12 protein-coding genes are annotated in these 15,201 nt (G+C 65.6%); 4 read left to right on the top strand and 8 right to left on the bottom strand.

From position 1 onward, the window contains the following. The first annotated feature begins 153 nt into the window (after positions 1–153). The gene (locus JYJ84_RS13555; protein ID WP_175222875.1) at positions 154–1,704 is read left to right on the top strand and encodes a phospholipase D family protein; all 1,551 of its coding nucleotides are present in this window, start codon (positions 154–156) and stop codon (positions 1,702–1,704) included. A 22-nt stretch (positions 1,705–1,726) separates the two neighbouring features. On the opposite strand, the gene JYJ84_RS13550 is transcribed toward JYJ84_RS13555, so the two are convergent. After that, positions 1,727–3,193: a PLP-dependent aminotransferase family protein gene (locus JYJ84_RS13550; protein WP_175222876.1), complete on the bottom strand. Its 1,467-nt coding sequence runs from the start codon at positions 3,191–3,193 to the stop codon at positions 1,727–1,729. A gap of 314 nt (positions 3,194–3,507) precedes the next feature. On the opposite strand from JYJ84_RS13550, the gene JYJ84_RS13545 reads away from it, so the two are divergent. Then, entirely contained in the window at positions 3,508–4,158 is a 651-nt protein-coding gene (locus JYJ84_RS13545; protein ID WP_175222877.1) for a pyridoxamine 5'-phosphate oxidase family protein, read from the top strand. 138 nt (positions 4,159–4,296) lie between these two features. Here the strand turns inward: JYJ84_RS13545 and JYJ84_RS13540 are convergent, their stop codons facing one another. The 3 genes from JYJ84_RS13540 to JYJ84_RS13530 form a co-directional block, all read right to left on the bottom strand. Continuing rightward, a complete protein-coding gene (locus JYJ84_RS13540; RefSeq protein ID WP_175222878.1) occupies positions 4,297–6,000 on the bottom strand; it encodes a DUF3300 domain-containing protein in 1,704 nt (567 codons plus the stop codon). A 447-nt stretch (positions 6,001–6,447) separates the two neighbouring features. Further along, the gene (locus JYJ84_RS13535; protein WP_174960802.1) at positions 6,448–8,280 is read right to left on the bottom strand and encodes a protease pro-enzyme activation domain-containing protein; all 1,833 of its coding nucleotides are present in this window, start codon (positions 8,278–8,280) and stop codon (positions 6,448–6,450) included. Positions 8,281–8,343: 63 nt separating this feature from the next. Further along, entirely contained in the window at positions 8,344–8,916 is a 573-nt protein-coding gene (locus tag JYJ84_RS13530) for a hypothetical protein (RefSeq protein WP_175222879.1), read from the bottom strand. A gap of 137 nt (positions 8,917–9,053) precedes the next feature. On the opposite strand from JYJ84_RS13530, the gene JYJ84_RS13525 reads away from it, so the two are divergent. Further along, positions 9,054–9,848 carry an APH(3')-II family aminoglycoside O-phosphotransferase gene (locus JYJ84_RS13525; RefSeq protein WP_205169074.1) on the top strand — a complete coding sequence of 265 codons (795 nt, stop codon included), beginning with the start codon at positions 9,054–9,056 and terminating at the stop codon, positions 9,846–9,848. An 80-nt stretch (positions 9,849–9,928) separates the two neighbouring features. On the opposite strand, the gene JYJ84_RS38525 is transcribed toward JYJ84_RS13525, so the two are convergent. From JYJ84_RS38525 to JYJ84_RS13510, 4 genes are read right to left on the bottom strand one after another with little or no spacing between them, the layout of a single operon-like run. Beyond that, on the bottom strand, positions 9,929–10,084 hold the full coding sequence (locus tag JYJ84_RS38525) for an ankyrin repeat domain-containing protein (RefSeq protein WP_374102102.1): 156 nt from the start codon (positions 10,082–10,084) through the stop codon (positions 9,929–9,931). A gap of 42 nt (positions 10,085–10,126) precedes the next feature. Next, positions 10,127–11,614, bottom strand: a complete 1,488-nt coding sequence (locus tag JYJ84_RS13520) for an efflux transporter outer membrane subunit (protein WP_175222880.1) — start codon at positions 11,612–11,614, stop codon at positions 10,127–10,129. A gap of 13 nt (positions 11,615–11,627) precedes the next feature. Further along, a complete protein-coding gene (locus JYJ84_RS13515; protein ID WP_175222881.1) occupies positions 11,628–13,214 on the bottom strand; it encodes an MDR family MFS transporter in 1,587 nt (528 codons plus the stop codon). Continuing rightward, positions 13,207–14,331, bottom strand: a complete 1,125-nt coding sequence (locus JYJ84_RS13510; protein ID WP_175222882.1) for an HlyD family secretion protein — start codon at positions 14,329–14,331, stop codon at positions 13,207–13,209. The genes JYJ84_RS13515 and JYJ84_RS13510 overlap by 8 nt, the downstream gene beginning before the upstream one ends. 92 nt (positions 14,332–14,423) lie before the next feature. Between JYJ84_RS13510 and JYJ84_RS13505 the strand changes: the two genes are divergently transcribed. Beyond that, positions 14,424–15,201: CerR family C-terminal domain-containing protein (locus JYJ84_RS13505; RefSeq protein WP_240201856.1), on the top strand; the 778-nt coding region annotated here is incomplete at its 3' end.

The raw sequence follows: 15,201 nt of genomic DNA, 5'->3' as shown, positions 1-15,201 counted from the left end.
CCGAGACGGTGCCGCTCCGCTGGCAATCGAAGTATGCTGTAGCGCGGCCGTTTCGCACGCAACACCGGTTGCGGCCGAAGGAAAACCAGACAGCCCCGCGATCCATCCGGCGGCGAGAACAAACAGACTTCGGCCGGGAGTGGGGCGGCAATCATGACCATGCTGCGTTCGTGGGGTGCGATTCTTTCGTTGCTGGCGCTCGTTGCATGCGCGAGCCTGCCGCCGCAGGCCGATCGCGCGCCGACACATGCGTACACCGATACCGACAACACGCGGCTGGGTGCCGCGTTCCAGAAGCAGGCCAGTACGCATCCAGGGCAGGACGCGTTTCATCTGCTGACCGATCCGGTCGACGCGCTGGATGCGCGCGTGTTGCTTGCCGATCGCGCGGACCGCTCGCTCGACCTTCAGTACTACATCTGGCACGACGACCTGACCGGGCACGAACTGGCCGATGCGATCATTCGCGCGGCCGATCGCGGCGTGCGCGTCCGTGCGCTGCTCGACGATCTCGGCACGAACGCGGACGACCGCAAGCTGCTCGAGATCAGTTCGCATCCGAACATCGAGATCCGCTTGTTCAATCCGGTCGCCACACGCCGGTTCAAGAAGATCGGCACGGTGTTCGAGTTCTCGCGCGTCAACCGGCGCATGCACAACAAGGCGATGATCGCGGACAACCAGGCAGCGATCATCGGCGGCCGCAATATCGGCGACGAGTATTTCGGCGCATCGTCGATGCTGGAATTCGGCGACCTCGATGTCGTCGTCCACGGCCCGGTCGTGAAGAACATCTCGACCGAATTCGACACGTTCTGGAATTCCCCGTACGCGTATCCGATCGATGCGCTGGTCGGACACGATGCGGCGCCGGGCGGGCTGGACCGCGAGCGTGAACGGTTGCGCGACTACCTGAGGACCATGGAGGACAATCCGTACGTACTCGAGGCGAGGCAACGGCTCGACCAGATTGTTCACGGGGCTGGCACGGAACTGTCGTGGGGCCACGCGACGGTGCTGTACGACGATCCGTCGAAGATCGCGCACGCGCCGAAGGACAGCGACGGGCACCTGATGCCGCAGTTGCGGGCGCTCGCATTGCAGCCTGAGCATGACCTGCTGATCGTGTCGCCGTATTTCGTGCCGGGCAGGGAGGTCGTCGAGCGGTTGCGCGCGCTGACGGCCCGCGGCGTGCGCGTAACCGTGCTGACCAACTCGCTCGCGTCGACCGACGTGGCGGCCGTGCATGCGGGCTACCGGCAATACCGCAGCGATCTCGTGGCGGCCGGCGTGCGGCTGTACGAACGGCGGCCGTCGGGCGACAAGAGCATTTCGAAGCAGGTGATCATCGGGTCGTCGCGCGCATCGCTGCATGCGAAGACCTACGTGTTCGACCACAAGAGCATTTTCATCGGATCGATGAATCTCGATCCGCGCTCGCTGAACCTCAATACGGAAATCGGCGTTTACTGCGAGAGTCCGGCGATTGCGTCGCAGGTGGCCAACGATCTGGAAGCACGGCTCGATCGAATTGCGTGGCGGGTCGAGCCGCGGACCGATCCGGCGGGCAAAGGGCGGCTCAAGTGGATTCAGACCGATTCGGACGGGAAGGTCACGGAGCTCGATCACGAGCCGGAAGTGTCGGCCGCGCGGCGGATGGAAATCTGGTTTCTCGGGCTGCTCCCGATCGAATCGCAACTGTGAGCGGCGACGCCGCGCGCGACGCTCAGCAACGCGTGTGGCCGTGCTGCTCGATGACGGCCGCGAGCTGCATCGTCGCGGTCTCGATCGTCGTATCGTTCAGGCCGGCGTATCCCAGCACGAAGCCGTTGTACGGCCGGCCGTCGCCGACCCGATAGCTGCTCAGCGGCTGAAGCAGCAGGCCACGCGCGGCTGCGGCGCGGGCGACGTCGGTATCGTGCAGCGGCATCGCGAGATCCGCCGACAGATGCATGCCGCCCGGACTGTCCCGAACGCTCAGCGCAGTGCCGAGGTGGCGGGCGAGTGCCGCTTCGAGGCTGCTCCGCCGCTCGGCGTACAGCATCCTCATCTTGCGCAGGTGCCGCGCAAAAAGGCCGGTGTCGATGAATTCGGCCATCGCCAGTTGGTCGGCCGAGTGGCCGCGATGGACGAGTTCGCGCAGCGTTCGGGTGAAGCGCTCGACCAAAACCGGCGGAACCACCATGAAGCCGAGCCGCAGAGCGGGAAACATCGTCTTGCTGAAGGTGCCGAGATAGCAGACCGGTGCGTCGGCATGCAGGCCCTGGATCGCGGGCAGCGGTTGGCCGCCGTGGCGGAACTCGCTGTCGTAATCGTCCTCGATGATCCACGCGCCGCATGTACGTGCATGCTCGACGAGCGCCGCGCGCCGCCGGGGGCTCATCAGCGCGCCAAGCGGGTACTGATGCGATGGCGTCGTATAGATCAGCCGGGGCGGCCGGGTGCGCCACTGTTCATCGGTCGGCGCCATCCCTTCGTGGTCGACCTCGATCGGCACGAGATCCAGGCCGGTCGACCGGAATGCGGTTCGGGCGCCGTTGTAGCAGGGGTTCTCGAGCCAGCCGAATTCACCGGGATTCGCCAGCATGCGCGCGCACAGTTCGAGGCTGCTTTGCGTACCGTCGGTGATGAATACCTGGCCTGTTTCGCAGCGCACGCCTCGCGAGACCCGGATGTAGGCGGCCACGGCGCGCCGCAATTCGGATAGCCCTTCGACCGGGCCGTATGCGAGCTGCGCGGGCTTGATGACTTTCCATGCGCGCTCGATGCAACGCCGCCATCGGGTAACGGGGAATTCATCGAGCGACGGAAGGCCGGGCACGAACGGCAGCATGCGTTCGGGTTCGGGATCGGCGTTCTCCAGCCCGTGCACACGCTCGGACAATTGAACCGGGGCCGGGCCGCTTGCGAGCCCGGCGCTCGAGCGGCCGCATCCATCCCATAGCGTGATCGTACCGTTGCGCGTGGCCGCGACGAAACCCTCCTCGGCAAGGCGCTCGTACGCATAGACGGCCGAATTGCGCGCGATGCCCAGCTCCGCCGCGAGCACGCGCGTCGACACGAGCCGTGTGCCGGACGGAATGTGTCCGTCGAGCAGCATGTTGCGCAGGCTCCGGTAGAGCGCTTCCTGCTGGCTGTGTCGGGTCGTGCCGTCCTGTCTGGAAAGCGATGAGATGAGCAGCGCGAGATCCATGGGCTGGTTCCAGAATTTTTCGTTGAGCTGGTTCTTTTGAAGATTCGACGCGCATCGTATCGTTCACGTTCTCGCGGTGCCGGCCGGCGTGGGGGTTTTCCGGCGATCGTCCAGGATAGCGGCACGCGCGTATTTTGATCGATTTGGCAAGCGACTGTCGATGGGCCGATCGACAGGTCGGCTCAGCCGTGGAAGTCGCACGCATCCGATTCGATCAACTTCGGAGTACAAATATATTCAGGGTGGATGCCCGCGCGGTGTCGGAACGCGGGCCACTCGATGCGTGCAAGGGCACGCGAACAGGAACACGAAACATGCAAGACCAGACCGTCATCTCTCCCACGTCCCGCACCACCATTCGCCGTCTGCCGGAACTGGCGAACCGCGATCGCACGATGCTTCATCGCATCGTGGACGAGGCCTACGTCTGCCATATCGCGTTCGGTGCAGGCGAGGACACGCATTGCATCCCGACCGCGCACTGGAGACGGGGCGATTACCTCTATATTCACGGGTCCAACGGCAGCCGGATGATCAAGGCGCTGTCGGCGGGTGCACAGGCCTCCGTCGCGATTACGTTGCTGGACGGTCTCGTGTTGGCCAGGTCGGCCTTCAACCATTCGATGAATTACCGATCCGCGGTGATCTACGGGCAGTTCGAGAGGGTGGAGGGGAGTGCGGACAAGCTGCTGGCGCTGGATGCATTGATGGACAAGATTGCGCCCGGTCGCAAGCATGACGCGCGGCCCGGCAACGAGAACGAACTCAATGCGACCAGCGTGCTGCGGATTGCGCTCGAGGAAGCTGCCGTGAAAGTCAGTGATTCAATGCCGTCCGACAAGGACGAAGATCTCGCGCTCGCTGTCTGGACGGGGATCCTGCCGCTGAAGACGACGCGCGGCGCACCGGTTCATGCCGACGGCAACATGCCGGTGCCGGACTACGTCCGCAACTGGGTCGAGTGAGTTGCGCGACAAGGCCGCGCGGTTTTGCGGAAAGCGGCCGCGCGCGGCGTCTTGAGCCGTGTTGCTTTCGCATGGCAATGAGACGCGACCTTCGCCGGCCGACAGCGCGAATGTCGCGCCGTCGTGACGGGGGGCGTTTCACTCGGTGCGATGCTCATGCGTCTCGTGCGGCGGTTGCGATTCCGCAGGGCGCGGATGCGGTGCGGGCGCGTGCTCGGCGGCCGGTTGCCGCGGCGGCGGTGCCGCGTGTTCCTGAGGATGCGCTTCGTTGTGCGGCGGCGTCTCCTTGTGCAGTTGCTGCTGAGCCTCGTTACGTTGTTGCATGGCTTCGCGCTCCTGCTGCTGCGCCGCATTGTGTTGCTGCATCTCCTCGCGCTGCTGTTGCTCCGCTGCGTTGTGTTGCTGCATTTCCGCGCGTTGCTGCTGTTGTGCCGCGTTGCGCTGTTGCAGTTCCTCGCGTTGCTGCAGTGCCTCGTTGCGCTGCTGTTGCTGCAATTGCTGTTGCTGCGCGGCTGCGCGATTTTCCTGCGCGGCGCGCTCCTGCTGCAGCGCCTGCTGGCGCTCGTCACGCATCGCGCCGGGCGCATGCGGCGCCGGTGTTTCGGCATGCGGTTCGTTCGCGCGGTTCTGCGCGAATGCGTCGGGCGACGGCCGCGCGCCGGGGCGCGTATCGTTCGCGCCGAAGTGCGGCATCGTCATCGGCACGGCACCCGGGCGCTGCTCCATGACCTGCCCACGCATCGGCGTCGCGCCCGGCTGCATCGTGTTGCGTTCGATCGTCGTGTTCGTCGTGTTGTTGGTGACGTTGCCGCCGTAGTTGTTCGTGATCCGCGTGTTGCGGATATTGGTGATGTTGTTGATCACGGTGGTCGACTTCGACACGTACGTGGTGTGGTTGTACACCACGGCCGGGCGCTGCCAGCCGCCGTTCCAGCCGGGGCCTTCCGGACGCGGCGCGCCCCAGTTCATGCCCCATGCATGCCAGCCCCAGTCGTGGTGGCCGAAGATCGCGGCGCCGACGGCGATACCGACGCCGAACGTGATCACGCTGGCGGCAACGACTTCATCCGTGCTGTATGAAGGCGGCCGATACACGTAGCCGGGGTACGACGAAACCGGCTCGCCGTAGACGACCGTCGGGTTGTAAGACGGGACATAGACGACGTCGGGCTGGGTTGATTCGATCTCGATGGCCTGCGCGGGCGGCGGCACGATGGCCGGCCCGGCGTAGACCACGGGCGCGTCGGTGGCCGGCGTATAGCCGGACGGTGCGGCCTGCGCGACTTGCGTGACGCGCATCTGGCCGCCCGAGCGGAGATGGCCGGATGTCTGCGCGCGCTGACGCATCGCCTGGATCGCGTTCATCACGTCGGTCGGATCGTTGTAGTACGCCTGGCCGAGCGACGTGGTCCAGGCCGGGTTCGACGCCATCTGCGACAGCACCGCGGGGAACGCGGTCAAGGCCTTGACGGACGGATCCCACGGCTGCGTATCGGCGGCGGTTGCGAGTGCCTGTCCTTTCAACGACGGATTCTGCATGCCCCAGTTATTGGCGGCCGTGACCTGGTCCGGGTACGTTGCACCCGCCAGCACCAGCGCGACGAGCTTGTCGGGGAACAGTGCGACCGGCGCGACCATCTGGTAGAGCTGATCGGCGGTCGGCGGCGTGTAGGCGACCGGCGTCGAAGCGGGCTGGGCCACCGCGGCCGCGCTCGCGTCGCTGGCCGGTGTTGCGGTGGTGTTGTCGCCGTTCTTGTTGCAGGCCGAGAGGCCGAGCAGCGACACGACGAGGGACGACGCGATCAGCGTTCTGACAGGGCGGTGTGCACGTGTGTTGTTCATGTTGTTTGTTCGGTGTTGTGTCGGCGTTGGCAGGCACGCGGGCTGCGCGATCGGCTTGAGCACTGTGCCGCGACCGTCAGCGCATGCCCCGGGGTCATTGGCCGGGGCAGGCGGCAAGGTCGTGTTCGCATGGTGTTGTCCCGCGACGAATCGATATATCCAGTTAAACGCGTGACACGCGCGGAAGTTGTCCGGGTGTTGTGTAACAGTGTGTACCTTGCAGTCCGTAAGCGGGCTGGCACTGTCCGCGTAATTGATCTGAAAGTTGCTCGCGCAACGATTGCAAGGTCGGCGAGTGCGTCGTCGCGCCGGATGCTGCGCCGCGAGATTGCGCGGAACGCAAAAAAACCGCGAGAGCTTGGCAGCGCTCGCGGGTCGTTCAAACGATCACATCCGGTTCCGCGTGCGCTACGGCGCGCACGCGGAACCGGGGCGGTCATCGGTGCATCAGCGTGCGAAATCCGGCGTGCTCTGGATGAACGCGTTCAGCTTCGAGATGTTCACGCTGCCGAAGCCCGTCGTCGCGTCCCAGCCGGCCTTCGCCTTGTAGCCGTAGGTGCCGCTGCCGTTGTTGCCGGACGTGACGTCATGCAGCAGCGCCGCGTTGCTCGGGAAGTACTTGTAGATGCTCGACGCGGGGAACCCGAGCGCATTGTTGTTCGCGGACTGCAAGCGCGCCCAGATGCCCGTGAAGATCGGCGCGGCAAGGCTCGTCCCGCCTTCGTTGTTCAGGTAGCCCGAGCCCCACAGCGTGTCGGACGTCTGGCCGTTCACGACGAGAATCGCGCCGGTGCGCAGGTCCGCGTCGAAGCCGACGTCAGGCAGTGCGCGCTTGGTCGATCCCGTGAGGCTCGACGATTGCCACGACGGCGCGGCTTCGTACTTGCTGTACCCGCCGCCCGTCGACCACACGGTGCCCGGCTGCCAGCTCGGATCGTTCCAGACGATCTCGCTGTTGTACGCATTGGTCGACGTATTCGTGAACAGCGTCGTGCCGCCCACCGCGATCACGTACGGCGACGTTGCCGGCTCGCTCACCGTGTAGGTCGAGCGTGACGGCGTGCCGCTCGCGCATTCGTACGCACCGTGGTCGCCGGCGGATACCGAGAAGGTCTGCCCTTGCGCGATCGCCTGCTTGAAGATCGTGTCGTCGGTCGCCTGCGAGCCGGTGCTGTTCGCGGACGATTCGCACACGCCGAGCGACACGTTGATCACCTTCGCGACGTTGTCGGTCACGGCCTTGTTGTATGCGGCGGTGATCGCCGTGAGCGTCATCGACGGTGCGACGTAGAACACGACCTGCTTCACGCTGCCGCCGGCCGCGCCGACGATCGACTGGCTGTCGAGGTTCCATTCGACGGTGCCGTCGGTGTCGGTGTAAGTGCTGCCGGACGGACCCGTCTTCACGATGCTGCTGCTGATCGTGCCGAGGCTGTTGTTCGCGGCGAACGTATTGAGGTCGCTCACGGTCTGCGACAGGTCGCCTTCGGAGATGATGCCGACGGTGGTCTGCGAGGCCGTCGGCGTACCGTCGCCGCCGTAGATCGACGAGAATTCGGTCGGGTAGTGCGGCACCGCCGATGCACCGGCCGGAATCGTCAGGTTGCTGGTGTTGCCTTGCGGCTGGCTGCCCGCGCCCGTGTGCATCAGCTCGACGTTCTGCAGGCCGAGCACCGCGCCCACGACGCCGCCGATCGCGTTCGGCACTTGCGCGGCATCGGTATTCGCATAGACGCTGCGGCCGTTACGCGTGAAACGCTTGAGCGTCGTGCGGAACGCGGACTGGATGGTCGCCGCGGTGCCGGACGCAGATACCAGCAGGCGGTTCGGCGCGACCACGATGTTCACGAAGCCCGCCTTGCGCAGATGCGCGACGACCGAAGCGACCTGCTGGTCGGTCGGCGCATATTGCGCGGCGAACTGCGCCGGCGTGAGGAACTGCCGGTAATGCGATGAACCAGGCGTATGCAGGTCGTGCAGGTATTGGTCGAGTTGTGCTTCATTGCGCAAATTCAGACCGAGCACGATGTCGACCGATTCGCCCGGCGCCATCTCGACAGCTGCCGCTGCAGCGGCGGCCGTGCTCGCGGCAGGCGCGCCGGCCGTGCCGGCTTCGCTCTGCTGCACGAGCGGCAGGAAGCCCTTGGTGCGCGTTTCCGTCCAGCCGGCCGCAGGCGCGGCGTGGACGGTTGAGATGCCGAACGACGCAACTGCTGCGGCGGCGAATGCGAGCTTGACGAAGCGATTGTGCTTTTGTTTCTTGTCTGCAACCTGGTTCATTTGAATTACCCCTCCGGTTGAACATCGAACGGCACGAACAACAACGGTCGACAGCGGTGCGGATCATGCACCGCCGATTTCTGTCGCACGCGTGCGGATGGCGCGGACGCGACAGGGCCTTTCGCCCGATCCGGAAAGGTGTTTTTTCTCCGGAGGCGAAATACGGAAAGCGCGGTAACGGGAAGGCTGCGCCGCGAAACGGCGCAACGGCGCCGGGAATGGCGCGGGCGGGATGGCTAGAGCAACAGTTTCGGTGTCCTGCTCATTTGGTTCGATCCTTCGGCCTGCTGCCGGATGGCAGTTGTCCAATGAGATGCATCGGGATGTTGCATGTGCCGGTGCGCGAACGATACAGCCGGCGGCGAGCACTTCGGTGCGGCGGAAGCGAAAAAACGTAGAGCGGAAGCGATTGTGTAGTGAGCAATTCGTCAGATTGCTTGCATCGGACGGTATCAAGAACGAAAGCGAGGTGTCAAACTTTTTTTGATTATATGAAACTAAATTAAAGCGAATAAGTGCAATGTTTTTGAAAATATTGGCAGTAATTTGTAATATTCGGAGTCGACAAAGAAAGTAATGCTGAATGCGATTTGCCGATCGTTTCCGGTTCGACGCGTAATGGGCGCAGTGGGCCAATCGTGTTCGAGGCGTGACTCGAATCGCGGGGGCGCGGCGGCGAAAGTCGAGTTTGCGGGCAGCAGGAAGCGGGGCATGAATTGCCGAGGCGTCTAACCTTGCGCATGTCGGCCCATTTAACGAGGATCGAACCTGACGTGATCGATAACGACAAGTTTTGCATCGAAGTGCCCGCGACCTGGAAGGCCGCGCTGGCAGATGGCCGATGGACGCGACAGACGGAAGGGCAGTCGGATGCCGCGGTGTTCCGGCTCGATGCGCGCGACGGATCGCGCCGGTTCATCAAGACCGAACCGGCGGGGCCGCTGGGCGAACTGCGTGACGAGGCGGCGCGACTGCGCTGGCTGGCGACGACGGGCTTGCCGGGTGCGCAGGTGCTCGACGTGGCGTCGGCGGCGGGGCGCGAGTGGATGCTGCTGAGTGCCGTGCGCGGCGAAAATCTCGAAGTCGCGCAGCTCGCGCCGGCGGCGAAGGTCGCGATCATTGCCGACGTACTGCGGGCGCTGCATCGGCTCGATCCGGCAACCTGCCCGTTCGATCACGGCGCTGCGTCTCGCATCGAGCGTGCCCGTGCGCGGATGCACGCGGGGCGCGTCGATGAGAGCAACCTCGACGATGCGAATACGGGCGTACCGCTCGACGAACTGTTCGCCAGGCTTCAGGCGAGCCGGCCGTCGAGCGAGGACAGGGTCGTGACGCACGGTGACGCGTGTCTGCCCAACTTCATGGTCGAAGACGGTCGCTTCTCGGGCTTCATCGACTGCGGACGCCTCGGCGTGTCCGATCGCTATCAGGATCTGGCGCTGGCGGCGCGTGATATCGAAGCGGATCTCGGTGGCGAATGGGTCACGCCTTTCTTCGCGCGATACGGGATTGAACATCCCGATCCGGATCGGATCGCTTTCTACCGGCTGCTCGACGAGTTTTTCTGAGTCCGCGTGATGTTGCGGATGGTGCAAGAGATTGCTTCATTGTCCCCCGCGTTACCTGAAATAAGCAGGAATCCTGCTTTTTAATGTCCGGCGCCGGCATGCCGTAGCGCGTCAACAGCTTCCGTGTTGTCGTGCGACTGCGCGAGCTGCAGCAGCATCTTGCCGCGCCGGTCGACATCATTCGGATTCGCACCATGTGCGACGAGGCGCGGGATCAGTTCGAATCGATTGAACAGCGTGGCGAATTCGAGATGTCGGCGGTCGGCACGAACTCACCGTCACCCCGCACTTGCCTGCCAGCCGAGCCCGAGGCTCTTCTGCAGCGACACGTAGTCCTTGATCAGTTCGGCTTGCCCGGCAATCACGTTCTGCTGCGCGGACAGCGCTTCGCGTTGCGTATCGAGCAGGTCGATCATCGATGCGACGCCCGCGCGATAGCGCTCGTCCATCAGCGATCGGGAATGCACGGCCGACGTCTGCACCTTGGTGAGCGCAACGACGTGCTCGCGCTGGTGCCCGTAGCGCTGCAATGCCGTGTTGGCATCCTGCAAGGCACTGAGCACCGACTTCTGATAATTCGCTTCCGCTTCGTCGCGCGATGCTTCGGCCGCGCGCACCGCGCCGCGCGTGCGCCCGAAGTCGAGAATGTTCCATTGCAGATAGGGCGCACCGACCCAGGTGAAGTTCTGCTTGCGGAACAGGTGGCCCGGATCCGTCGCGCTGAAGCCGAGATCGCCGAGCAGCGTCACCTTCGGGAAATAATCGGCGACGTGCTCGCCGATCTGCGCATTGCTCGACGCGAGCCGGCGCTCGGCCGCGCGAATGTCGGGGCGCTGTTTCAGCAGCGTGGCCGGATCGCCGATCGCGATGCTGCCGGGTAGCGTTGGCAGCAGTGCCTCCGGTGTCGACAGTGTTGCGTCGAGCGCACCCGGCGCGCGGCCCGTCAGGATCGCGAGCCGGTCGAGCGATTCCGTCACCTGCGCGTCGAGCGGGATCAGCGATGCGCGCGTGTTTTCGACTTGCGTCGTCAGGCGTTCGATGTCGACATCGGCGGCAACGCCGCGCGCGCGACGCTGCTGCGTGAGTTCGAGCATCTGTTGCTGCAACTCGGCGGTGCGCCGCGACAGCGCCAGCCGCTGCTGCTGGTCGCGCAGGTCGACATACGCGTTCGCGACTTCGGCCGCGATCGACACCTGCGTATCGGCGAGATCGGCGTCGACTGCTTCCGCCTGCGCGGACGCGGCCTCGACCGCGCGGCGCGTGCCGCCGAACAGGTCGACTTCCCAGGTTGCGTCGAAGCCCGCCGAATAGAGCTGCAGCGGACCCGAGCCGCCCAGCGACGGTGACGTGCCGCCCGCCTGGTTCGAGCCGTTCGACGGCAGCAGCGAACCGAGCGCGCTGACGTCCGGCTCGCGCATGCGGATCGCGGCAACGGTGGCCGACGATTTCGGCAACTGCGCCGCGCGCTGTTGCGAGAGCTGCGCGCGCGATGCGCGCAAGCGTGCCTGCGCAGCGTGCAGGTCGGGGTTGTACACGAGTGCGGCGGTGATCAGGTCGTCGAGCTGGCGATCGTTGAGCGCATGCCACCACGCGCTCGGCGCGGGGGCAGTGGTGTCGACGCCGGAGGCCGGCGCGCGCACGAAGGTCGGTGCATCGGGCGCGGCGGGCGCGCCGCGATAATCGGGGCCGACCGTGCAGCCGGCGAGCAGGCACGCGGCCGCGCACAGCGTGAGCACAGGGCGACGGGGCAGGGAGAAGGGTTTCATCGCGTAAGACGGTTCAGTGGCCGGACGACATCGGCTGCGGCCCGCGAGGCGTTCTCAACAGCAGCGCGAGCGGTACGCAGGCGAGCAGTGCGAGGCCCAGCAGATAAAAGGTTTCGGAATAGGTCATCACGACGGCCTGGATCTGGATCTGCTGCGCCAGTTGCCCGAGCGCGCGCATGTTCGAATACGCGAGGTCGCCGGTGTGCGCGAACCAGTTGGCCGCATAGGCCGACAGCCGGTCCTGCCCGATCAGCGAGTTGGCCGTCACCGATTCGCGGAGCGCGGCCGTATGGAAGGTCGTGCGCCGGTCGATCACGGTACCGATGATCGCGAGCCCGATCGAGCCGCCGAGATTGCGCGCCATGTTGTAGAGCCCGGCCGCGTCGCCCGAGTCTTCGCGCGCGACGGCCGCCATCGATGCCTGGTTGAGCGGCATCATCGCGAGCATCTGCGCGACGCCGCGGATCAGCTGCGACCAGACGAAGTCGTGGCCGACACTTTGCGCGGTCAGGCTGATGTCGAGCATGCAACTCAGGCAGAACAGGAGCAGCCCCGCAATCACGAGGATGCGGAAATCGACCTTGCCGAGCAGGCGCGGCAGGATCGGCATCACGAGAAAGGCAGGCAGCCCCGACAGCAGCATGATCGCGCCCGCCTGTTCCGCGTTGTAGCCGGCGACGAGCGCGAGGAACTGCGGCAGCAGGTAGGACACGCCGTACAGCCCGGCACCGACCGCGGACACGATCACGATCACGCTCGCATAGCGCGGGTTGCGCATCAGCGACAGCCGCATGATCGGCCGCTTCGCGAAGATCTGCGACAACGCGATCAGGATCATGCCGGCGAGCGACACCAGGCTCAGCATGACGATCATCTGCGATTCGAACCAGCGTTCGCGCTGGCCTTCCTCGAGCACGACGGTGAGCGAACTCAGCCCGATTGCGAGGCCGAAGATCCCGAGCCAGTCCGCGTTCAAGAATGCGTGCCATTGCGGGCGGTCCGACGGCAGCCCGAATATCAACAGCGCCATCAGCAACAGGCACACCGGCAGGTTCAGGAAAAAGCACCAGCTCCAGCTGACGTTCTCCGCAAGCCAGCCGCCGAGCACGGGGCCGAACAGCGGCCCGAGCAGCACGATCAGGCCGAACAGCGTCATGCCGACCGGCAACTGCGACAGCGGCAGCCGCGTGCGGATGATGGTCTGCGCGGTCGGGATCAGCGCACCGCCCGTGAAGCCCTGGCCGATCCGGCCGGCGATCATCATCGGCAGCGAATGCGACCAGCCGCACATCATCGAGAACGCGATGAACAGCGCGGAGTTCGTCAGCAGGAAATTGCGCAGCCCGAACACGCGCGTGAGCCATGCGGCGAGCGGGATCATCACGATCTCCGACATCAGGTAGCCGGTCGAGATCCACGTGCCTTCGGTGCCGGTCGCGCCGATTTCGCCCTGGATCTGCGGCAGTGCGGAGTTCGTGATCGAGATGTCGAGCGTCGCCATCAGCGCGCCGAGCGCGCCGGCCGCGACCGCGATCCAGTCGGTCACGCTTGCGCGGCCTTCGTGCGGCGGCACCGGCATCGTGGCGGACGGTTCAGCCATGGTGCGTCTCGTCGCGGGTCGAGCGGGTATCGACATCGACCGTCACCGACAGCCCCGGCAGCAGCATGCGCTGCGCGCGGGCGTTCGCGGCGAGGCGGATGCGCACCGGCACGCGCTGGACGATCTTCGTGAAGTTGCCGGTTGCGTTTTCGGGCGGCAGCAGCGCGAACTGCGCGCCCGTGCCGGGCGCGAAGCTGTCGACGACGCCGGACAACGCGCCGTCCGGCAATGCGTCGACGTGCAGTTCGACGGGTTGGCCGATGCGCATGTTGCCGATCTGCGTTTCCTTGAAGTTCGCGACGAGGTAGATCGCGTCGACGGGCACCACGGTCAGCAGGCGCGTGCCGGGCTGCACGTATTGGCCGACCCGCACCGTGCGATCGCCGACGCGGCCGGCGAGGGTGCTGCGCACGATCGTGTTGTCGAGATCGAGCTGCGCCTGCGCGGCGCTGGCCTGCGCGGCTTCGAGCTGCGCGCGTGCCTGCTGGAGCTGCGCGGTGAACGACGCGATCTGCGTGCGCGCGGCAGCGATCGACGCTTGGTTCGCGGCGAGCGTCGCGGCCGCCTGATCGCGGGTGCTCTTCAGGTCGGCCACGCGTTCGTGCGTTTCCGCACCGGTCGCCGCGAGCGGCGCATAGCGCGTGTATTCGTCGCTGGCGTGCTGCGCGTTGATCCGCGACACCTTCGCCTGCGCGTCGGCCTGGTCGAGATTCGCGTGCTGCTGGCTGATGTCGGCCTCGGCGCGCGTGATATCCGCGCGTCGCGCGTCGACGGTCGCCAGCGATTGCGCGAGCGCGACCTGGTACTGGCGGACGTCGAGCCGCACGAGCGGATCGCCGGCCTTCACGGCCTGGTTGTCGCGCACATACACGTCCGTCACGTAGCCGGCGACCTTCGGCGCGGCGGTCATGCTGTCCGCCTGCAGGTACGCGTCGTTGGTGCTTTCGATGAAGCGGTCGACCGTCCACCAGCGACCGAGCCAGACGGCGCCGCCGATGGCCGCGAGCACGGCGGCGACGAGCAGGATGCGTCGTTTCGATCCGACCTTGCCGTTGCGCGGAGTTGTTCCGGTTTCCTGACGATTTGCTTTCTGTGGCGGGTCTTGCAGCGTCGACATGCTGACATCCAATTTATTCCAGGTGGAAGAATTATTCCAGTTGATAAAATTGTGTCAAGTAGAATGTCGGTCGATCGAATGACGAGGAAGGCATGAACGAAGCGAAGAAGCTGCGCCGTACGTCGGCGGGCGGCTACGCCCGCGGCGACGAAACGCGCCAGCGGATCATCGAGGCGGCGATCGAACTGTTCGGCGAGCGCGGGTTCGCGGGTGCATCGACACGCGAGATCGCCGCGATGGCCGGCGTGAACGCGCCGGCGCTCCAGTACTACTTCGAGAACAAGGAAGGCGTGTACCGCGCGTGCGTGGAGACGATCGCGGAGCACGGCTGGGAGGTGTTCGCACCGTCGGTCGGCCATGCGTGGGCGATGCTCGATGCGGACGCGGACGTCGACGTGCTGATCGACGCGTTCGTCGGGCTGCTGCGCGCGCTGTCGGACCGGATGTTCACGGCGCCGAAGACGATGAACCAGCGGATGTTCTTCGCGCGCGAACAAGGCGGCCAGGAGCCGGCGAGCGCGAGCGAAATCCTGATGACGCGCATGCGCAAGCCGCTCAACGACGTGAGCGCCGAACTGATCGGCCGCATCTCGGGGCGGCCGGCCGACGATCCGGTCACGCGCTTGCGCGCGCTGAGCCTGTTCGGGCAGATCACCGTGTTCCACATCGCGCAGCGTTCGGCGCTGCAGTTGCTCGAATGGGAGGCATTCGAGGGCGAGCGCGCGGCACTGCTGATCGACACGATCGCCGAACAGACGCGCACGCTGCTCGAGCAATGGCACGCGCAGCGCGACGTAGCGGCTGCCGCTCCTGAAGCCGGCTCGAAGCGCGGGCAGGGGGCGGCGGTGAAACGCACGGCGAAGGCGAAGG

Origin of the sequence: Burkholderia sp. LMG 13014 (assembly GCF_905232215.1) — a bacterium.
Classification (GTDB): Bacteria; Pseudomonadota; Gammaproteobacteria; order Burkholderiales; family Burkholderiaceae; genus Burkholderia.
Note: the sequence above shows the minus strand (reverse complement) of the source record. Positions and strands in the feature narration are given on the sequence as shown.

What these genes read in the sequence shown, in the direction of transcription:
- JYJ84_RS13555 (WP_175222875.1), top strand. Translation starts at nt 154, where the DNA reads ATGACCATGCTGCGTTCGTGGGGTGCGATTCTTTCGTTGCTGGCGCTC.
- JYJ84_RS13550 (WP_175222876.1), bottom strand. Translation starts at nt 3,193, where the DNA reads ATGGATCTCGCGCTGCTCATCTCATCGCTTTCCAGACAGGACGGCACG.
- JYJ84_RS13545 (WP_175222877.1), top strand. Translation starts at nt 3,508, where the DNA reads ATGCAAGACCAGACCGTCATCTCTCCCACGTCCCGCACCACCATTCGC.
- JYJ84_RS13540 (WP_175222878.1), bottom strand. Translation starts at nt 6,000, where the DNA reads ATGAACAACACACGTGCACACCGCCCTGTCAGAACGCTGATCGCGTCG.
- JYJ84_RS13535 (WP_174960802.1), bottom strand. Translation starts at nt 8,280, where the DNA reads ATGAACCAGGTTGCAGACAAGAAACAAAAGCACAATCGCTTCGTCAAG.
- JYJ84_RS13520 (WP_175222880.1), bottom strand. Translation starts at nt 11,614, where the DNA reads ATGAAACCCTTCTCCCTGCCCCGTCGCCCTGTGCTCACGCTGTGCGCG.
- JYJ84_RS13515 (WP_175222881.1), bottom strand. Translation starts at nt 13,214, where the DNA reads ATGGCTGAACCGTCCGCCACGATGCCGGTGCCGCCGCACGAAGGCCGC.
- JYJ84_RS13510 (WP_175222882.1), bottom strand. Translation starts at nt 14,331, where the DNA reads ATGTCGACGCTGCAAGACCCGCCACAGAAAGCAAATCGTCAGGAAACC.